The 18191-nt window shown below is 60.1% G+C and carries 21 protein-coding genes; 7 read left to right on the forward strand and 14 right to left on the reverse strand.

All coding sequences use genetic code 11. The features are described 5' to 3' along the window. Window positions 1-185: 185 nt before the first annotated feature. A complete protein-coding gene (locus EJ068_RS23000; protein WP_245463204.1) occupies window positions 186-824 on the reverse strand; it encodes a thermonuclease family protein in 639 nt (212 codons plus the stop codon). A gap of 221 nt (window positions 825-1045) precedes the next feature. On the opposite strand from EJ068_RS23000, the gene EJ068_RS23005 reads away from it, so the two are divergent. Further along, window positions 1046-1636, forward strand: a complete 591-nt coding sequence (locus tag EJ068_RS23005; protein ID WP_245463205.1) for a hypothetical protein — start codon at window positions 1046-1048, stop codon at window positions 1634-1636. 26 nt (window positions 1637-1662) lie between these two features. On the opposite strand, the gene EJ068_RS23010 is transcribed toward EJ068_RS23005, so the two are convergent. The 11 genes from EJ068_RS23010 to EJ068_RS23060 all read right to left on the reverse strand — a co-directional run bounded on the left by EJ068_RS23010 (window position 1663) and on the right by EJ068_RS23060 (window position 10206). Beyond that, window positions 1663-2214, reverse strand: coding sequence for a hypothetical protein (locus EJ068_RS23010; RefSeq protein WP_128314867.1), 552 nt, complete (start codon window positions 2212-2214; stop codon window positions 1663-1665). After that, entirely contained in the window at window positions 2211-2786 is a 576-nt protein-coding gene (locus EJ068_RS23015) for a L,D-transpeptidase (protein ID WP_127251221.1), read from the reverse strand. The genes EJ068_RS23010 and EJ068_RS23015 overlap by 4 nt, the downstream gene beginning before the upstream one ends. Next, complete coding sequence (locus EJ068_RS23020) at window positions 2773-3936, reverse strand: AAA family ATPase (protein WP_128314868.1); 1164 nt, start codon at window positions 3934-3936, stop codon at window positions 2773-2775. Before EJ068_RS23020 ends, EJ068_RS23015 begins: the two co-directional genes overlap by 14 nt. After that, window positions 3933-4535 (reverse strand): TadE/TadG family type IV pilus assembly protein, encoded by a 603-nt coding sequence (locus EJ068_RS23025; RefSeq protein WP_245463206.1) that lies wholly within the window; start codon window positions 4533-4535, stop codon window positions 3933-3935. The genes EJ068_RS23020 and EJ068_RS23025 overlap by 4 nt, the downstream gene beginning before the upstream one ends. Before the next feature lie 41 nt (window positions 4536-4576). After that, window positions 4577-5107 carry a TadE/TadG family type IV pilus assembly protein gene (locus tag EJ068_RS23030; protein ID WP_128314870.1) on the reverse strand — a complete coding sequence of 177 codons (531 nt, stop codon included), beginning with the start codon at window positions 5105-5107 and terminating at the stop codon, window positions 4577-4579. 5 nt (window positions 5108-5112) lie between these two features. Next, entirely contained in the window at window positions 5113-6693 is a 1581-nt protein-coding gene (locus tag EJ068_RS23035; RefSeq protein ID WP_128314871.1) for a pilus assembly protein TadG-related protein, read from the reverse strand. 66 nt (window positions 6694-6759) lie between these two features. After that, complete coding sequence (locus EJ068_RS23040) at window positions 6760-7056, reverse strand: hypothetical protein (RefSeq protein ID WP_128314872.1); 297 nt, start codon at window positions 7054-7056, stop codon at window positions 6760-6762. Next, window positions 7043-8488: a type II and III secretion system protein family protein gene (locus EJ068_RS23045; protein WP_128314873.1), complete on the reverse strand. Its 1446-nt coding sequence runs from the start codon at window positions 8486-8488 to the stop codon at window positions 7043-7045. Before EJ068_RS23045 ends, EJ068_RS23040 begins: the two co-directional genes overlap by 14 nt. A gap of 56 nt (window positions 8489-8544) precedes the next feature. Then, window positions 8545-9582, reverse strand: coding sequence for a Flp pilus assembly protein CpaB (cpaB, locus tag EJ068_RS23050; RefSeq protein ID WP_128315358.1), 1038 nt, complete (start codon window positions 9580-9582; stop codon window positions 8545-8547). 96 nt (window positions 9583-9678) lie between these two features. Beyond that, window positions 9679-9915, reverse strand: coding sequence for a Flp family type IVb pilin (locus tag EJ068_RS23055; protein ID WP_128315359.1), 237 nt, complete (start codon window positions 9913-9915; stop codon window positions 9679-9681). Between the two features lie 54 nt (window positions 9916-9969). Continuing rightward, entirely contained in the window at window positions 9970-10206 is a 237-nt protein-coding gene (locus EJ068_RS23060; protein WP_128315360.1) for a Flp family type IVb pilin, read from the reverse strand. A 496-nt stretch (window positions 10207-10702) separates the two neighbouring features. On the opposite strand from EJ068_RS23060, the gene EJ068_RS23065 reads away from it, so the two are divergent. From EJ068_RS23065 to EJ068_RS23090, 6 genes are read left to right on the forward strand one after another with little or no spacing between them, the layout of a single operon-like run. Beyond that, the gene (locus EJ068_RS23065) at window positions 10703-12088 is read left to right on the forward strand and encodes a CpaF family protein (protein WP_129554892.1); all 1386 of its coding nucleotides are present in this window, start codon (window positions 10703-10705) and stop codon (window positions 12086-12088) included. Continuing rightward, window positions 12088-13059: a type II secretion system F family protein gene (locus tag EJ068_RS23070; RefSeq protein WP_128315362.1), complete on the forward strand. Its 972-nt coding sequence runs from the start codon at window positions 12088-12090 to the stop codon at window positions 13057-13059. Before EJ068_RS23065 ends, EJ068_RS23070 begins: the two co-directional genes overlap by 1 nt. 15 nt (window positions 13060-13074) lie before the next feature. Next, a complete protein-coding gene (locus EJ068_RS23075; protein WP_129554893.1) occupies window positions 13075-14022 on the forward strand; it encodes a type II secretion system F family protein in 948 nt (315 codons plus the stop codon). 52 nt (window positions 14023-14074) lie between these two features. Further along, window positions 14075-14623, forward strand: coding sequence for a tetratricopeptide repeat protein (locus tag EJ068_RS23080; protein ID WP_128315016.1), 549 nt, complete (start codon window positions 14075-14077; stop codon window positions 14621-14623). After that, entirely contained in the window at window positions 14623-15162 is a 540-nt protein-coding gene (locus EJ068_RS23085; protein WP_128315017.1) for a prepilin peptidase, read from the forward strand. The genes EJ068_RS23080 and EJ068_RS23085 overlap by 1 nt, the downstream gene beginning before the upstream one ends. 59 nt (window positions 15163-15221) lie before the next feature. Continuing rightward, complete coding sequence (locus EJ068_RS23090) at window positions 15222-16292, forward strand: phosphatase PAP2 family protein (protein ID WP_128315015.1); 1071 nt, start codon at window positions 15222-15224, stop codon at window positions 16290-16292. A 68-nt stretch (window positions 16293-16360) separates the two neighbouring features. Here the strand turns inward: EJ068_RS23090 and EJ068_RS23095 are convergent, their stop codons facing one another. Together EJ068_RS23095 and EJ068_RS23100 are read right to left on the reverse strand one after the other, a co-directional pair. Further along, window positions 16361-17623, reverse strand: a complete 1263-nt coding sequence (locus EJ068_RS23095; protein WP_128315014.1) for a penicillin-binding protein activator — start codon at window positions 17621-17623, stop codon at window positions 16361-16363. A 141-nt stretch (window positions 17624-17764) separates the two neighbouring features. Continuing rightward, window positions 17765-18133: a hypothetical protein gene (locus EJ068_RS23100; protein ID WP_040989379.1), complete on the reverse strand. Its 369-nt coding sequence runs from the start codon at window positions 18131-18133 to the stop codon at window positions 17765-17767. Window positions 18134-18191 lie beyond the last annotated feature (58 nt).

Raw genomic sequence — 18191 nt, forward strand, 5'->3', positions numbered from 1 at the left:
CAAAGTCGGCTTTCTTCTCCATGGGAAGCGCTAGATCCGGCCTGCGCATGCGACCGCAGCCCGCGGCTCGAGTGATGACCTGCCTGGCCGTTGGACCAGTTCTGGGTTTCTAGAATCGCCGAACCGCTCTGACCATTCTGCTTTCACGCAATTCCGCGACGGAAACCGGCTTTCCCGCGATTGCGCTATTGCGGTGGTCCGAAAATGCCCATCCTGGCTTCTCTCGCCACCGCTTCCGCCTCGCCGTAGATGCCGGTGGGAGCGGCCATCGCCCAGCCGTTGGAGACCAGCCAGGCGCCGACATCCTGCTTGCCGAGCGCGCAGGGCGCGGCGATGGCGAAGCGGTCGGCATCCGGCGGCAGCAGGCATTTCAGCGCCCGGCCGCGCAGCCAGGCGTTGAAGGCGGCCCGTGCCCGCTGGCCGCAAGGCCAGGCAGTGTTGTCGAACGAGCAGGTCCTGCCGGGGTCCATGCCGATCGTGCCGCTGATGGCGACCGTGCGTCCCATAGACTCGAAGACCACCGAGGAGGTCGCGACCGGACCGAAAAGCAGCGTCTCGCGCCAAACCCGCGGCATCGGCGTTTTCGGTCGCGGCGCGAGCCCGAGTTCGCCGAGCGGAGGGCGCGGCTCGATGCGCTCGATCCCCGACGGGTCGAGCGGCGGCGGCGCAATGAGATCCTCGGCGATCTTGCGTGCCGGCTCGCCCGGCCGCGTCTGTTGAACCGGGACCTGAGAGGCAGGCTTAAGGTCGCTGGCATCCTGGGCCGGCGCGACCGGAGGCCGGTCGGGCGGCAGCCAGGGCCTGCTCTCGGCGATCAGCAGCATGCCGCGAGCAGCCCGAGACCACCGAGCATCGGCGCCAGCAGCGGGCGGCTGGGCGGTTTCGCCTGGCTCACGCGCGGACCTCCATGGGATCGTGCCGACAGCCGGTGATGCTGCTCGAGCCCAGCCCGTTAGTTCCTGTCGACACGGCGCCATCCCGACCGTTGACCCCTTCGCACATTAGACATGAGCGACATTCCTTGAAAAGCAAGGCGTTGCGTTAAGTGTCGCGCAACCAATGCGGCTTAGAATCGGCCATCGGATGTCGAGGGGATGACATGATGCGCAAGCCGATACTGCTTTTTGCCTTTCCGGCCCTGATGCTGCTTCTCTTGGCGGCGGAGCGGATGGCGGCGCTGCTTCTCGGCTTTTATCCGGCGAGCCCCGCCGTGTGGCACGCCTGGCTCGAGCTGCGGCCTTACTCGACCATGTTCTGGCAGCAGGCGCATATCTATCTCGGCGGGTCGGTGGCCGTCGACGCCGCCATCATTGTCTTTGCGGCAGGCGCTTGCTGGATGATTTGCCAGGCAAAGAGGTCGGCCGGCTTCTTCCTTGCCAATCATGCCGCGCTGATCTTCGCCGGGCTCATGATGGCGCAGAGCAGTCACGCGGAAACGGCGAGCACCGTTGCCGCGTTCGTTACACCCCATGGCCTCCAGTTCTCGGTTATGGTCGACCTAAGCTTGCAGAACTGCCTGGTGCTGTGCCTCGGTCTCGCGGCGTGCGCCTATTGCCACGTTGCTTTCCTGCGCGAGGCGAAATTGCGTGCCGAAGCCCGCGCGGTCCGCATGCTTGCGCTGCAGCGTGATCTGTAAGCGGCCGGCTCAGGCGGCCCGCGCGATCAGTTGATCTTCTTGTAATAGACCTTGCCGTCGGGCTGCTGGATGCGCTGGTAGGACGGGTTGGGACCCGGGGGCGCGACCTTGCGCTTGAACGAGGGCTGCCCGTCGCCGGAGCTTTCATCGACCGCGGACGCATCCGCCACCGTTGTGTTGCCGAGCATGCTCGGCTCCGGAGCGCCGGGCGCCGGTTCGCCGGCCCCGACGGGCTGGCCTTGCTCGAGCTTGGCGACATTGCTGTTGATCTGGCCGAAATTCGCCTGCAGCTGGCGGTCCAGCGTCTCGAACCGGCTCTGGAAACCGTTGTTGACGGTGTCGATGCGGGCGCCGATGCGCTGCTCGAACTGGCCGAGCTGATCCAGCCGCGCCTCGATCGCCTTGAGGTCGTTGACGCCGCGATAGAGATAGACCGCGGCCGTCACGTTGATGGCGGTGACAAGCAAAGCGCCGACGGCGATGACGCCGATCATCCTGGCCCGGCTGGGCTTTTCCGGAACCGCTTCCCGGTGACCGAGTTCGATTGCCTTAACGTCCGGCTCGCTGATCATCGTCATTCAACCACCACCTTTGCGCCCACCGCGACGCGTTTGAAGAGATCGATCACATCGGTGTTCGTCAGCCGGAAGCATCCGGACGTGCCGTCGAAACCGACGCCCTTGGGATCGTTGGTGCCATGGATGCGATAGAGCGTGTCGCGCCCGTCGCGCGAAAGATAAAGCGCCCTGGCGCCGAGCGGATTGTAGGGACCGGCCGGCACCATCGCCGGCAGTTCCGGCTGGCGCGCGCGCATTTCCTTGGGCGGGCGCCATTCCGGCCATTCGGTCTTGGAGGCGATTTTGACCGTCCCGGTCCAGCCGAAGCCGTCGCGGCCGACGCTGATCTGATAGCGCAGCGCCTGACCCGGGCCGGTCACCAGATAGAGCGCCTTCTCGTTTTTGCGGATGACGATCGTTCCGGGCTGTTCGCTCGTCTGGAAGGCGACCGCCTTGCGCAGGCTGGGGCCCATGGCGGGCAGCGGCGGCAGCCCCGATCCGGCTTGCGCCAGACCGCAGGCCGACAACAGCGTCAGCCCGGCGAGGCACGCGCCGGCCAAGTGTATCGCAGCGAAGCGCCTAGCGCTGAGCATTGTCCAGCCGCTCCTTGAACATGCGTTTCAAGTCCTTGTTGAAGCGCGCGCGTCCATCCACCTCGGAGGGCAGGATGGCGCGGTTCAGCGCGTCGGCCAGGAGCGCATTGTCCAGCGCCAGCGACTTGATATGCGGCGCCTTGAAGATCTTCTCCAGCTCGCTACGCGAGAAGTGGTTGCCGAACCATTTGCGCTTGTGCTTGTTGGCGACCAGAGTGATGCTGACATTGTTGCCGCGCAATTCGCGAATCTTTTTGTAGAGCCGCTTGCCTTGCCTCAGCGAAGCGACGTTGAGCTCGAAGACGATGAAGATCTCGTCGCTCGTGCGCAGCACGGAATCGTGCCACGGCGTCTCGATGTTGGGCAGGTCGATGACGATGTCGTCGAAGCGGTAGGCGACTAGGTCGAGCAGCCGGAACACGAAGTCGGAACCGTGCGGCTCGAACGGCAGCTGCGGCCGCTCGAAGGAATAGAGCGTGAGGCCGGACGGCCGCTCCAATTTGATGACGTCCATGAGCTCGACGTCGAGCCGGTCCGGCTGGCCGATGATGCCGGCGAGGTCGAACTGGTTGAACTGGTTGAGATAGGCGCCGCAATTGGCGCTCTGGAAGTCGAGGTCGACGAGGCAGGTCGAAGCCGCGCGTTCCGAAGACTTCGAGGCCAGATGCTCCGCCGCGGAGATCGCCAGTGTGGTCGCGCCGGCGCCGCCGCTCGCGGCAATGAAGGTGATGATGCGGCTCTTGGTGCCCTGGTTGCCGGTGTCGTGGAAGGTGACGGCGTTGAGCAACTCCTTGGGATCGAGCGGCTTGTGCAGCCAGTCGGAGGCGTTCATGCGCACCAGAACGCGCGTTTGCTCGGAGGTGAGCTCGTCGGAAATCGCGATCAGCGGCACCGAAGCCCAGGCCGCGCGCGCCTCGACGATCGCAGGATTGCCGAGCAATTCGCCATTGCCGAGATCGAGGATGATGATGCCTGGACGGCTGTCGACCGGCGGCCCCTTCAGGAACTCCGCCGCATCCAAGACCTTGACGTCATAGATCGCCAGCGCGTCGAGCCGCGTGGTGACATCGCGCTTGAAATTCGCGTCGGCGGAAAACAGCGCCACCTGTTTGCGCTTGGTCGGGAGAACTCTGGTGTCGATGGCGTTCATGGAGATGTGCTCTTTAAATCTTCGCCCGTTACTGTACTCAACATGGATGGCATCGTTTTATCTGCAAACCCGAGCAGCCCGCCCAAGAAGAAGAATTGGAACGGAACGTTCTGTAGGCTGACGGTGATGGTCGGCACCGGGCCACCCAAGCGCGTCTGGTAACCGAGGCCGGTGGCGGTATAGGTCACCACGACATTGGCGCGTTGCAAGCCGGGGAAAAATTGGCACATCCCCGGTCGTTGGTTGGCGGCCAGCCCCGGGCAATCATCATCGTTGGTCACTGCCGTATCACCGCGGAAAATGCGGCTGAAAGCGGCAGCGTTGAAGATCGCGGAATTGCCATTGCAAGCGCCGGTGCTGCCGGAATATTTGCACTCGAATGAGTATGTTCCGGCCGTAATCGGGGCTCCTGGATTTGTACCTGGGTCGGCCGCCGCAAGCGTGGCTGTGTTGACGGCCGGATCCGAGACGGAAGCGAGCCTCGCACCGATCTGCACCGCCTTGGTTGCTGCGTTCCACTGATAGAATGCGTAACCGAAATCGACGAAACCCAAGGTAAGAGTGAGCAGAAGCGTCATCGCGATGGCCATCTCGACCATCGTTGCTCCGTCTTCCGCTCGTAGGAATCGTTTCAGCATCATCAAAATCGGATCAACCGCTCCTGATGGCTGGTCCCCAGTGTGACGGTGGTGATGTTAAATAATGACAGCAGGCCGACGCTGTCCAGTTCGCTGTATTTGTAAGTGCCGGACGCCGTGACGATACAGACCTGCGATGTCGTCGACAGATAGAGGACAGTGCCGCTTGAATCGATAGCGTTCACGCAGGTGGCGGAGTCGATAGTGACATCCGATTTTTGCCACCCGGGGATACGTGCGGGCGCCGTCCCCGCTATATTGCCGAACACGGTGATGTTCTTTGCCCGGTCCGCGCAATCGATCGCCGCGAGCCCGGCGTCAGTATAGAGCTTGCTGTTGCAGCGGGCGGCGAACCGGGCTCCGTCGGTTAGGCCTGCTTCCATTAAAAGCTTGTCGTGAATGAGATTGCCGAATTCAAACACGCCGGCCGACAGGAGCAACATGAGCGGCGCCACCAGGCTCATTTCGAGGATGACGGTACCGCGCTGATCGAACCAAAAACGCTGAAATATGCGGGACAGCAGCTTCGACATCGCCGTCACCGATATAGCTGCGCTTCGTTGCGCAGGAAGTTGTCGAGTGTACCCTGACCCTCGCGTCCGCTGATGTCCACCAGTTCCACCATGACCGAGGCGTCGGAGGAGGCCGACGCTACCGGCTCGGTCAGAAAGAAGCTGGCGAAGGCTTCGACGGGGAGGTTGGAACTGTTGCCGTTGAGATCGTAGCCGGCTGCCTCAAGCGCAGTGCAATTCAACAACGCTCCGTAGATTAGGCGGCGATCGACAGTCGTCACCGGTGGCTGACAGCCACTGGGTGGCGTTCCAACCTCTCCGCCAGTTGACTGCACACCGACCAGCGACTGAGCGGCAGTGGGGGGCGATGGGGGTAGCGTCCCATTCGCCAAAGCGGCACGTTCGTACTTATAGACCTCGTATCGCGTCGGCGTGGTTGTATCCCAGGCGCTCGGATAAGAGGCGCTCCCAAAATTGGTCTGCCAGTAGTTCCCCTGCCCAAGAAGCAGGTAGTCTCCGGCTCCCATACGACCGCCCATGTACGGCGTCGTTTGATCTCTGGGTAGGCCTTTGTTACCGGGGCCGTTAAATGTCAGCTGATTGTATTGCGGACACTGGCTCGAATTTCCGTTGGATCGTACTCCTCCCTTACGGACATTTTCTGCTGGACCGTATTCCGGGCTGTTGAAGGCATTGCCGCTGGCGTTGATTCCAAATCGGACATTGAAGGCGTCCTGAACCGGTCCCGTGTTTTGGCCGGTTTTGGTGTTTACTCCCTGCGCCGAATAGCAACCCAGCGGGTTCGATGTGGCGATCGTTTGGGCTAGAGCCTGTGCGCCGTTGCCGACGCCGTCCGGCGGTTGTAGGAAACCGAAATTGCCAGGGCCGTAAGCTGCACCGTTCCCGACCATTCGAAGTTCGATTAGCCGGCGATGGATTGCCGGATCCGTTACGGCCTGCTCCAGCGTGACGCCGCCCGCCGTATTGGTGCCATTCACCATCTCGTAGGGGTTACACATGAACACAGGCGTGTAATTGCAAACACCCGAGGTGAAACCCGCCACGGAGACTGCGGTGAGGTTATAGCTTTTGTCGGTCGCGCTCCCCGAAGATGAGACCGAGACCGGGAACATGGGCGTGAAACCCTCCGGCTGGGCCCACACCTGGATGAAACGAGTGGTAATAGGCGACGCGGCATAGTTCGCCGACGTAATCGGGTCGGAATCGTTCGTTGGAATGCTTGCGAGGTAACACCACGAAATTTGGCCCTTCGATCGGCAAGCGGGGTAGGTCGTGTCTACGCTGGCGGCTCCGTTGCCGGCGGTCAGCGAAACGGCCCCCCCGTCGGAGAACATCGTGGTGTTGGATACCAGGTTGGTTATAGCATTCTCGGCGCGCGTCCATGAGTCGGATCTGCCGCTCAATTCGGCGGCCGCGGCGAGCGCCAACGCATCCGTGCCCTTCTGCAGGTCGTTGTCCAGATTGTTCATCCGGCTCATGTCGATTGCCAGCAGTGACAAGCCGATAATGGCTGGCAACATGACGCTGACCAGGATCAGCGCTACTCCCCTCTGATCGTGCCAGAACGCGCGAATGGTTCGCAGCATGGCCTACCCCTTACCCCTTGGTGTCAGGCGCCGCATGCCTGACGTAACCGCTTCCTTTCGTTCAGGTCATTGTGTGCTCGTACCCGACGGACCGACGTTGACCGTCATGTTCGTCGTCGGCGCGGCCGTGCTTGGCGGCAGCTTGTATTTCTGCACGACGCCGACGGACCGTGCGCCATTGCCTTCGATCTTCGTGTTGTTGGAAGCCGGGTTATATGGATCGACCGTCTGCAGCAGCTGGTTTGCCTTCTGCGAGTCACCCGCGGCCAGCGTGATCGTGTCGTAGTTGTGCAGATAGTCGGCGGCGCAGCCCGCGAGCAGGCTAGTGCCGAGAAGGATGAGCAGGAGCTTACTTCTTGACATAGAGCAGCTTGTCCTTCGATTTGACATCCAGCATGTGGCCGTAGGGGCCGGTGACGCCGTCGCCATGCTCATACTTGCGGATCATGTCCTTGCTGACTTCCAGTTGGCCGAGCAGCATGAGTTCCGGATCGTTGGCCGGCCTCGTCTTGTCAAATGGCGTGGCCAGCTGCTCGCCAGGCTTCACCGGCCGCACCAGGTGCGGTGTCACGATGACGACGAGCTCTGTCTCTTCCTTTGCCGTGCTCGAATTGCGGAACAGAACGCCGACGATCGGCACCTGGCCAAGCCATGGCACCTGGTCTTGCTGTATTGTGTTCTTGCTCGAGAGCAGACCGCCCACGGCGAAGCTCTGGCCGTCGCGCAGGTCGACTACAGTCGAAAGTTTCCGGTTGGTGAAGATCGGATCGCCGGCGGCGGTGAAGCCGGTCAGGTCGCTGACTTCCGGCGCCAGCTTCATGTGGATCTTGCCGTCGTCCAATACCACCGGCGTGAAGTTCAGATTGACGCCGAACTGCTTGAACACAATCTCGACTTCGCCTTGCGCGTTGACACTGCGCACCGGCACCTCGCCGCCGGCATTGAAGCTGGCCGTCTCACCGGAAACCGTGGTGAGGTTCGGTTCGGCCAATGTACGCACGACGCCCTTTGCCTCCAACGCCTCGATGATCAGATCAACCTTGAGGTTGTTGTCGATTACCCTAGTTATCAACGCTGCGAATGGGCTGGTGTTCGACAAAAGGCCGGAGAGGATATCTCCCGGGCCGAGCACCTTATTGTCCTCATCGACTGCCGCATCGCCTGTACCGGTTCGAGTCGTGCCGCGACTATTCGTGCTTCTGATCGACACCCCAAGATCGCGGCCGGCATTTCGCTTCGCCTCAAGGATGCGCACCGAAAGATTGACCTGCTCGCTGTCATCGATCGTAACCGAATTGATGATCGCGTCGGGACCATATTGCTGGGTGACCTCGACGATGGACGCCAGTGTTGCAGCATCCTTGACGTGGCCGGAAAGCCGGATTTTGCCGTTGATCGAGCCGATCTCGATGCGCGCTTTTGGCGCCACCTGGCGGATGGCGACCGCCATGTCGCTGACATCCTGGCCGACCTCGATCTGGATGGCGCCCAGCGAGCGCTTGTCTTCGGAAAACAAATTAACCGTGGTCGTGCCGACGCTCTTGCCGATAATGTAGAGCGTCTTGTCGGTCATCGGCTGCGCGTCGGCGATCTTTTCGTCACCGACGACGATGTCGCCCAGCGTCGCGTTGACCTGGATGGTGGCGGATTGGGAAACCGGCACGAAGACGCGGTGTAGCGATGGGCTCGACACGTCGATGAAGCGGTCGGCGGCATTAACCGAAGGACTCAACGGCAACAGAATACAGGACCATGCCAGAGCGGCGGCGGCCAGTGATCTCTGAAAAATTCGCATCTAGATCGTCCCCCTGGCGGACCCACCCGGATCCCCTAATCCGAATGCGCCGTTAGCTATCTCTGTCGCGGTACGTCGTATGTTTCGAGCTTCACGCCGCGAAAGACACCGATTGTAGCGCGAGCTGGTGCCTCCGGCTGCACATATTTTACTACTTCCTTTACAACTTCCTGCGTTTGTGGTGTGGGCGCCACAGCTGGGACAGGCTTTACCTTGCTCAATTGATCTATCCGGTCACCGACCCGTTCGACTGCCTGGGCCAGTCCATTAAGCTTGTCTTCGGCTCGCTTGCGCTCTTCCGCGGCTGCTGCGTCGGCGGCCTTTTGCCTGTCGAGTTCCGCCTGCCTCTTGGCGACATCTTCCGGGGTTTCGCCGGTCAGGTCGGCGACCGTCACACGCTCCGTCGTTTCGCCCTTGTTGCCTGCCGCTTGCCGCAGCGCCAAGGACAATTGTCCGGCGCCAGCCGCGAGCGTCAGCTTCTGCGCGTCCTTGGTGCTGACCTCCACGGTGACCGCCTTGACGACGGTCGGGCTGTCCTTGCTCTCGTCCGCAACTTGGTCAACTGCAAGAACCTTGACACTCTGCAATAAGACATCGACGAAACTCTTCGCGACGCCGCTATCGTTCGCCGTGCGCGTGAGGAGGATATCCACCCGGTCGCCGGGAAACACGAAGCCAGCGACACCCAGAACGTCGTTGACCCTGATGGAAACTGCTTTCATGCCTTCCGTAAGCACCGCTGAAAGCGTTGCGCGTTGACCGGCACCGGTGATCTTGCTGGCAAGTACCGGCTCATTGGTACTGATGGCTTGCAATGCCTGGCGCGTGCCATTGCCGGCCAAGGCTTCCTTGATGGTCTTGAACGAGCCGGTCGGAACGGCGCCTGCCGGCCACGCGATCTCGCGCAGCTTGTTTTCGGCCAGCGTGTCACCGAACTTGAGAGGAATGGCCGCGACGACGACGGTGTCGCTCGGGACATCGTTGCCTCGTGCGAGAGCGTTACGCTGGCTGGCCAGCCAGAAATTCGCGAGGACGACCGCAAGCATGCCGAAAACGCAGGCGAGAACGATCATCACGATTGTATTGGCGCGCATATCCCAAACCCCAAAGAAGGCCCAAAACATCGGCCGCGTCAGCCCCTCCGCGACCGATCAGGCCCGGACGTGTGTGTCCGGACCTAACCGAAAACCCTAGGTACCTGTGCCTGATGACGCCTTACAGGTGCCCGTGGCAGTAGTTGAAAGTACGCCCTTTCCATCGAGAATATTGCACAGTCCCGTAAAGCGACCGCTCACCCAACCGCCTATCGCAACGATCGCCAAGATTGCCGCGCCCGCGATGATGCCGATCAGGATTGAATATTCCACCATGGCAGCGCCGTTCTCGTCATCGCGGAACTGCCGGACCATATCGACAAGCTTGCTCATATCCGTTCTCCCGATCAGGCCCGGATCGGTCGACCCGGGCCTGATCGAATAGCCTCAGGTACCAGTGCCCGCTGATGCCTTGCAGGTGCCCTTCGCGGTCGTTGAAAGCACGCCCTTGCCATCAAGGATGCCGCAGAGGCCCGTAAAGCGCCCGCTCACCCAGCCGCCGATTGCAACGATCGCCAGGATCGCCGCGCCGGCGATGATGCCGATCAGAATGGAATATTCGACCATGGCAGCGCCGTTTTCATCGTCGCGGAACTGCCGGGTCATCGTCATGAGCTTCTTCATGCCAATTTCTCCCTTTGGAGGTTTGAACCCGACGAGACAGAGCCAAGGAATGAACCCCACACCCAAGCATCCCCCGTCGAACTCAATCCTAGGTCGCGCGAAAAAGCAGTGTCAAACGGATTAACGGAGCCTTAACCTTTCAATACTCGACTTTTGGCAATTTCATTTGAAACAAGGGCTTGATTCGCCTCATTTTTCAAGTCTCCTTAACCATTCATTCACAATTCGGCCACGGTTACGCCTTTCTGCGGTTGGATTAGGGTTCCTACATAATTCTTTATATCTAAGGGCTTACGGGCGTCGTCGCTTGAGTTGCGCAAAGGTCCTAGGACTTTGGTCTGGAGGCTAAAGATGGGCGCCAAATAGTTATGTGGCTTCACCGCCACTTTTTTAACTATGTCGCAAGTAATTGCCGTTGCTTTGCCTCACAGCGCTTGTGCCCCTCGTGGTTAACGCTTAGTTTTGATCAAGGGATTGGCAGGGGGCTAGAGCGGCAATGTTGGGTCGCTTCATCAAAGGGCCGGGTGAGCAGCGGGTGCCGCAAACGGTGCCCGGGCCTCCGATACCAAATGGCGCCGTGTCTGCTCCGGCAATTGAAGCAGAAGCACAAAGCGACGATTTCCTCTCGCTCAAGGTCGATCTCCACCGCCACCTTATCGACCGCTTTAATCTGACCGCGCTCGAGAACGCTTCCAAGGACGAGATCCTCAACGAGATCCGCCCGATCGTGCGCGAGTTCGTGCGCGGTCGAAACGTGCCCTTGAACGCGCGCGAGCTGGATCAACTGACCAGCGACACAGCCGACGAGATGCTAGGTCTCGGCCCGATTGAACCGCTGCTCAAGGATGATTCAATCGCCGACATCCTGATCAATACTCACAACCACGTCTTTATTGAACGTCGCGGCGTGCTTGAGGAAACCTCGATCCGATTTCGGGACGAGGCGCATCTGCTGCGCATCGTCAATAAAATCGTCTCAGCCATCGGCCGGCGGGTCGATGAATCCGCGCCGATGGTCGATGCGCGCCTCGAAGACGGGTCGCGCGTCAATGTCGCCGTGCGACCGGTCTCGGTTGACGGTCCGCTCGTCTCAATCCGAAAATTCTCCAGAAATCCCTATTCGCTTGAACGCTTGATGGCCTTCAACTCGATCCGCCAGCCCATGATTGATCTGCTGCGGATCGCCGTCCAGGCGCGTAAGTCGATCCTGGTTTCAGGTGGTACCGGCAGCGGCAAAACCACGCTGCTAAATGCTCTGTCGAGTTATATCCCGGCCAAGGAACGACTGATTACCATCGAGGACGCGGCGGAATTGCAATTGCAGCAGCCGCATGTCGGTCGCCTCGAAACGCGCCCGCCCAATGTCGAGGGCAAGGGTGAAGTCCGCCAACGCGAGCTGGTAAAGAACGCACTGCGCATGCGCCCCGACCGCATCATCGTCGGCGAGGTGCGTGGTGAGGAAGCCTTCGACATGTTGCAGGCCATGAACACCGGCCATGAAGGCTCGATGACCACCATCCACGCCAACACGCCGCGCGATGCGCTGTCGCGTCTAGAGCAGATGGTCGGCATGGCTGGCCTGCCGATGACTCAGGAATCGATCCGCGCCCAGATTGCGTCCGCTATCGACATCATCGTGCAGACGCAGCGTCTGGCCGATGGTGGCAGGCGAGTTATTTCCATCTCGGAATTGACCGGCATGGAAGGGAACGTCGTCCAACTCCAGGAACTCTACCATTTTGTTCGCCGCGAGGTGGCAGCAGACGGGCAAATTATCGGCGAATTTCGCGCCACCGGAATCCGCCCCCGCTTTGCCCAGGAGGCGGCAACGCTCGGCCTGCACTTCGCCAAGGACGCTTTCAACCCGCAGGTCCCGCTCTGATGATAAGTAGCGAGACGCTTATCTACTTCGTCTACGTGCTGGCGGCAGCGTCAGTCATCCTGGCAGCCGAGGCACTCTATGTCACTTATGTAAGAGGTCGCGATCGCACCGGCACGATAAACCGACGACTCAAGCGCTTGGCGGATGAGGCCCCCGCGGAGCAGACCCTGCAGAGCCTGCTGCGAGAACGTGGACTGACCGAGTCTGGCGATTATGTATTCGGGGCGATTGCGCTCAACAGGCTCTATACCCAATCAGGTATAACCGGGAATCCGCTGACATTCGTCGCGATCTTCGTACTGGCTGGGCTGATCGTAGCGTTGCTTTTAAAGTTGTTTGCTGGAGTTTCCGCGCTTCCAGCCCTAATTTGCTTTGCATTTGTCGCATTTGTCTTGCCTCTGCTATTTCTCCGCCGGGCCCGCAACAAGCGAATCTTGAAGTTTGCCCGACAATTGCCAGACGCTTTGGATATGATCGTGCGCTCTCTGCGCGCCGGCCATCCGGCATCGGTGGCGATTGGGCTGGTTGGCCGCGAAATGCCTGATCCGCTCGGCACCGAATTCGGTATTGTCGCTGACGAGGTCACTTTCGGGCTGAGCATAGAGCAGGCAGTTCGGAAACTGTCGGAACGAGTTGGCTTCGAGGGGCTGCACCTCTTGTCGGTGTCTCTGTCCATTCAGTCCAAGACAGGCGGCAATCTCACGGAGATCCTTGCCAATCTGTCCAAGGTGCTGCGTGAACGGCAAAAGCTTCGGCTGAAGATCAGGGCGCTATCGGCGGAAGGGCGCTTTTCGGCCTGGGTCATCTCGCTCTTTCCGATAGTGATGTTCGCTATCTTAGCGCTCGTTGCTCCGAGCTACTACGGAGCTGTTTGGGGCAACCCGCTCATCTTTCCGGTCTTCACACTCTTCGGCATCTGGGCGCTACTCGGCGACTTCATCATGTATCGCATGGTAAATTTCGATTTCTGATTGGAGCCGAACCTCTTGTTGAACTTCCTCGGTTCCGAGCTTCTCGTCTCCCTGTCGGTATTTGCGGCTGCGGCGGCGCTGTTTCTGTTCGGCGCATTCGTTTTATTGCCCGCCTTTCAAACGCGAAGGCTGGTCACCGAAAGCTTGATATCGGATGGGATCGTCAACCGGCGGTCGCTAGGTGCCCAGGAGCAACTGGTCAAGATTTCGGCTCAGCGGCCTGTTGAAGCCTATTTCCGTGCGCTGGAGAAGGAGCGCGGTGAGCCAAATGCCCTTGAAGCCAGACTGTTTCGGGCCGGCTTCTACCACGCGAGCGCGCCGGCTCTTTACACCCTGTCACGAATTGGCGCCGTCGCCCTTGCCTTTCTTATTTGCTACACCCTGTTGGCAATGGTGCTGCCGCCGAAAATACCCGGCTTCATTTCATTGGCCGGAGCCTCGCTGTTTGGATTGGCTTGCCTGGTCATTCCAAGTATTGCGCTGGATCGCTTCGAGAATGCTCAAAAACAGATTTACCGTCGCGGCTTTCCCGATTTCATGGATATGATGATTACCTGTGCGGACGCCGGCATGAGCCTGGAGGCCGCGGTCGAGCGAGTGAGCCAAGAAATGGCCGGCACGCACAAATGGCTGGGTATCCAACTTTCGATCATGAATCTGCAACTGCGCGCCGGCAAGTCTCTTCGCGATTCTTTGCGGGAACTCGCAGACCGTATCGGCCTGGAAGAAGCAAGGGCTCTGGCGGTGCTGTTCCGGCAATCAGAGGAACTTGGCACCAGCCTCACCGAAGCGTTACGCGTCTACAGCGATGAAATGCGGACACAGAGAATCCTTCAGGCGGAGGAACGTGCCAACGTGCTACCGGTCAAAATGATGATTCCGCTGGGCATTTGCATCTTTCCAGTGGTGCTTATGATCGTCCTTTTGCCGGTGGTCATTCGCATGAGGGGCATTTTCTTCTGATCCGTCATATGATTAGGTTCTAATGCAGAGTCGGGGACTCGTGGGACACACAATGACAAAGCGCCTCGCAGTCGTGACCAGCCTGCTGGTGATCTTCCTGGCCGGTTGCCAGACGAACGACTCCACAGGCGGCGTGGTCCGCACCAACGAGCCGGCGAAAGGCGATTACACCGCCTTCGGCGACGCATTCGACGGATTGAAGACAGTTAGTGACGTAGACTACTATGCCTCGGATCAGGCAGTCACCGAAGCCAAGACGCAGTTCCGCTCCGAGAACTACGGTAATGCCGGTGCCTTGTTCTACAAAGCCACCCGGCTGGCCCCCAATGACGGTGTCGCTTGGCTAGGTCTTGCCGCCTCCTGCGACCGCATCCGGCGCTTCGATCTTGCTGATATGGCCTATGGCAGGGCTTACCGTCTGCTCGGCGCCACACCGGAATACTACAACAATCTCGGCTATTCCTATTTGTTGCGCGGCAAGCTGCAGGATGCTCGCAGCAACTTCCTTAAGGCTTATGAGCTCGCGCCGAACGACCCCACCGTGGCCAACAATTTGAAGCTTTTATCTTCCAGCGTGCAGAACATAGAGCGGCCGACTTGATGTTGCTCTACGCGTCGCTGGTTCTAAAAGCCCTGACCATCCCGCTTTTTGCGAGGATAGCTTGGCTCGATTTCACGACGCAGAAGATATCGAACCGCGCCGTTCTCCTGCTCCTCTGTCTGGGGCTTGGCTCCTTGCAGCTTGTGTCCGTACAATCGGGATCATGGTTCGAGATGGCGCTAAGTGCGCTCAGCGGCCTCTTTCTATTCATTGTGCTCTTTCCCTTCTGGGTGCTGCGCAAGATTGGTGCCGGTGACGTCAAGCTGATGGCGATAATGCCGTTCCTGATTGGTCAAAACGGCCTTGTGGTATTTACCCTCTTCCTCCTTGTCTTTGCGATCATCACAACGTTGCTCGTGAAAAACCCCTTCATTTTGCCCGCTGGCGCCTTCCGCCTATATGTCCAGCACATGGATCGAAAGGGCGTGGTGCCATTTGGTGTGCCGATCTCGGCCGCTGCTGTGTGCGCAATGGTGTTCCAGATCTATGTCGCATTGGTTGTGGCGACCAGCTCCGGAATTTTGGAGCACCTTAATTAGTTCTTGAAAAACGCGTAATTTTGATTGGTCGATGAACTGGTGCTAGCTAGGTGGGATGGGTGCGGGGCAACAAAGAGGGGCAATTGAGAACGGCCGTGCGCTATTCTCTTGTCCAGAATGGGCCATTTGTAGCTCTCGTTCTAATCTACATTGCTGGTTGGGGCGGTTGGCAGCTTTTTCATGGGGGAACCTTTGAGATCCATCTCTTCAGCCATGATTTCTTCGCCGCCTCGATTGCCTTCGTTTCCCTGACCTATCTGCTACGCTTGATTTATCTGTTAGGTCGAAAAATTCCAAAACGACCGTTCTCCGAGTTTCGACGTATCGTCAAAGACGATCTTCCCTTTCTCGTGCTCGGCGTCCCTATTCTGGCGGTTATCCCAACATTCTTTAGCGCATTTGGACAGATCAAGAATTCCATGCACCGCTGGATACCCATCTACGCGGACCCGTACCTTGCCCGGTTTGACCAGGCAATCTTTGGTGATCAAGCGTGGATGGTGTTGACTCAGATATTTGGTTCCCCGGCTGTCGTAGTGCTTCTGGACTACGCTTACATGTCTTGGTTCTTGGTCATGTATAGCGCGGTTTTCACTGCTGCCTTTATGCGCAGCGATCCAGAACGACGCTTTCGTTTCTTTACGACTTACTTTCTATCATGGATAATTCTGGGTAATGTCGCGGCCATTTTGTTCGATTCCGCTGGGCCCTGCTTCTATGGAATTTTCTACCCGGAGAATCCGTTTTCGCCATTGTTTGTGTATTTACAAGGTGTTGCGGCCAGCGCGCAGCCATTGATGGCCTTAAACATTCAGAACTATTTGATTGGACAGTACAAAAGTGGCGGCGGAATAGTGGGAGATGGAATTTCCGCATTTCCGTCCCTTCACGTTGGGATGGCCACCCTCATCGCAATCTTTTTCTATGACATGAATCGGATAATCGGTATCGCCGCTTTCGGGTTTTGCGCAATCATATTTATTGGATCGATCGTGCTTGGGTGGCACTACGCGATAGATGGGATAGCCTCTTTTTGCGCAGTCCCGATCCTTTGGCGTTTTTCAAAATTTGTCCACTCGAGATTTCCCACGTGGTCCGTTCGGTGGCAACTCGATGGTGAGCCAGCCTGACCGACATCATCGGCGCTCGTCCTTCGACGTCTGCTCTTGCCGGCGCGCTGAAGCAGCCGGCTTGCCCCCTAAAACCCCGCCGTCGACTTCTCCACCAGCTTCAGCTGCCCCTTCTCCACCTTGAAGAACGGCATCGACCTTTGGCTCGAGCCGTCGCTGCGGAAGCGGAACAGGCCGGTCGAGCCGCGGAAGCCGGTCGCGTTTTCCAGCACCTGTTTGTTGAAGCCGTCGGGGCCGGCCGCGCTCGCTATGCCCGCGCTCAGCGCCACCATGTCGTAGGCATAGGCCACGTTGACGTCCGGCTGGTAGTTGTAGGTCGCCTTGAAGCGGTCGGCGATCGGCCCGGTCTCGCTCTGGTCGAGCGTCGCGATATAGGCGCCCTCATAGAGCGGATCCACTGGCCACTCGAGCCAGCGGTCGGTGCCGATCAGCGTCACCGTCTTGCCCGGAATGCCCTTCGCCTTCAGCGCCGCAAGCACCGCGGCCGGGCTGCCATCGCCGCAGGCGACGACCACGGCATCCGGCGCCTCGACCAGCGAGCCCATGTCGGACACCACCTTGGCGCCGCCATCCGTCGGCGAATAGGGCAGGGTAACCGCAAGCGTGGCGCCGTAGATGCTGAGCGCGTTGGCCACCCGGGATTCGACGGCGCTTGAATCCGCGCCCGCCGGCACCATCAGCACGAATTTCCTGGCGCCCTTGCCGGCGATCGCCGCCGCGCCCGCCGCGGCACTGTCGGCTTCGCTGAGCCGCACGGAATAGACGCCGGGGCCGCCGGCGAAATTGTCGGCCAGCGCCAGCACCGGCGGCCGCCTGGAGCCGGAGAGCTTGGCAAGGTGCTGCGCGGCCGCAAGTTCGGCCGGCCCGACGACGACCTTCGCCGTGCCCGAGGTGATCGCCTTCACCGCGAGGTCCTTGGCGTAGCCGCTGTCGCCGCGCGTATCCTGGATCGTCAGCGTCAAAAGCTTGTCGCCGAGATCGGCCATTGCGAGCCGCGCGCCGTCATACATCTTCCGGCCGTTCTCGCCGGTGCTTCCGGGCGCCGAAAGCGGCAGCAGCATGGTCACCTTGGTCGGCCCCGTGCCGAGCGTCAGGTTGGCCTTGGCGGCGGTGGCCGAGGTCGGGCCGCTCGACGTCGCGCTGGTCGCGGTTCCGGCGCCCTGTGCCGCGGCGGCCGGGTTGCCAGGGGCCGCGCTGCTTGCCTGCTGCGCCGCGGCGGCGCCCGCCTGGCCGGCGGGTGCTGCGATCGCCGACGGATCGAGCACGTCCGAGGCGCCGCTCTTGGACTGGCAGCCGGAGGCGGTCGCGGCAACCACAAGGGCCAGCGCCATGGCTCGCCAACGCTCGCGTCGGAGGGCAGTTGGCGGCGTCCTGCCGGCATGCGCGGCAGCCGGCCGCGCGGTCGCTGAGGCGTCCGCCCGGGCTTGCATCGTCATCATTGCAAACGGTCGGCGCGACGCACGCCCGTCAGCTCAGTGCATGTACTCGACCATGCGGTCGTGGAAGCACTCGCATTTGTTGAGCGTGTCCTCGTCCTTGTAGTTCGTCTTGAGGTAGCCATAGGCCATGCCGCAGGCGACCTTGGCTTCCGACGCCCAGACGAAGGCGGGGCGCGACGAGTTGATCCATTCCGGGCTGTTGGCGACGGCGACCGATTCGTCCATCAGCTTCACCACATGGTCCTTGAGCTCGACCATGTTGTCGGTCAGCACCAGGTCCGATGTGCCGACGGTGCGGCAATAATTCACCGCCGGCTCGCCGATGATGTCGGCGGCGAAGCCCGTCGACCCGGCCAAAAGCAGCGCCGCGGCCGAAGCCAGCAATCTTGCGGAATGTCTCATGTAAGCCCCTCTTCGAACTGCGAATTCATGGTTCTCTAATGCATAGCATGGAAGCGTG

Source organism: Mesorhizobium sp. M2A.F.Ca.ET.043.02.1.1 (genome assembly GCF_003952405.1).
Classification (GTDB): domain Bacteria; phylum Pseudomonadota; class Alphaproteobacteria; order Rhizobiales; family Rhizobiaceae; genus Mesorhizobium.

Excerpts from the sequence above, each read along its gene's own strand:
- EJ068_RS23000 (WP_245463204.1), bottom strand. The coding sequence starts at position 824 with ATGCTGCTGATCGCCGAGAGCAGGCCCTGGCTGCCGCCCGACCGGCCT.
- EJ068_RS23010 (WP_128314867.1), bottom strand. The coding sequence starts at position 2,214 with ATGACGATGATCAGCGAGCCGGACGTTAAGGCAATCGAACTCGGTCAC.
- EJ068_RS23015 (WP_127251221.1), bottom strand. The coding sequence starts at position 2,786 with ATGCTCAGCGCTAGGCGCTTCGCTGCGATACACTTGGCCGGCGCGTGC.
- EJ068_RS23020 (WP_128314868.1), bottom strand. The coding sequence starts at position 3,936 with ATGAACGCCATCGACACCAGAGTTCTCCCGACCAAGCGCAAACAGGTG.
- EJ068_RS23025 (WP_245463206.1), bottom strand. The coding sequence starts at position 4,535 with ATGGTCGAGATGGCCATCGCGATGACGCTTCTGCTCACTCTTACCTTG.
- EJ068_RS23030 (WP_128314870.1), bottom strand. The coding sequence starts at position 5,107 with ATGTCGAAGCTGCTGTCCCGCATATTTCAGCGTTTTTGGTTCGATCAG.
- EJ068_RS23035 (WP_128314871.1), bottom strand. The coding sequence starts at position 6,693 with ATGCTGCGAACCATTCGCGCGTTCTGGCACGATCAGAGGGGAGTAGCG.
- EJ068_RS23040 (WP_128314872.1), bottom strand. The coding sequence starts at position 7,056 with ATGTCAAGAAGTAAGCTCCTGCTCATCCTTCTCGGCACTAGCCTGCTC.
- EJ068_RS23045 (WP_128314873.1), bottom strand. The coding sequence starts at position 8,488 with ATGCGAATTTTTCAGAGATCACTGGCCGCCGCCGCTCTGGCATGGTCC.
- cpaB (WP_128315358.1), bottom strand. The coding sequence starts at position 9,582 with ATGCGCGCCAATACAATCGTGATGATCGTTCTCGCCTGCGTTTTCGGC.
- EJ068_RS23055 (WP_128315359.1), bottom strand. The coding sequence starts at position 9,915 with ATGAGCAAGCTTGTCGATATGGTCCGGCAGTTCCGCGATGACGAGAAC.
- EJ068_RS23060 (WP_128315360.1), bottom strand. The coding sequence starts at position 10,206 with ATGAAGAAGCTCATGACGATGACCCGGCAGTTCCGCGACGATGAAAAC.
- EJ068_RS23065 (WP_129554892.1), top strand. The coding sequence starts at position 10,703 with ATGTTGGGTCGCTTCATCAAAGGGCCGGGTGAGCAGCGGGTGCCGCAA.
- EJ068_RS23070 (WP_128315362.1), top strand. The coding sequence starts at position 12,088 with ATGATAAGTAGCGAGACGCTTATCTACTTCGTCTACGTGCTGGCGGCA.
- EJ068_RS23080 (WP_128315016.1), top strand. The coding sequence starts at position 14,075 with ATGACAAAGCGCCTCGCAGTCGTGACCAGCCTGCTGGTGATCTTCCTG.
- EJ068_RS23085 (WP_128315017.1), top strand. The coding sequence starts at position 14,623 with ATGTTGCTCTACGCGTCGCTGGTTCTAAAAGCCCTGACCATCCCGCTT.
- EJ068_RS23095 (WP_128315014.1), bottom strand. The coding sequence starts at position 17,623 with ATGGCGCTGGCCCTTGTGGTTGCCGCGACCGCCTCCGGCTGCCAGTCC.
- EJ068_RS23100 (WP_040989379.1), bottom strand. The coding sequence starts at position 18,133 with ATGAGACATTCCGCAAGATTGCTGGCTTCGGCCGCGGCGCTGCTTTTG.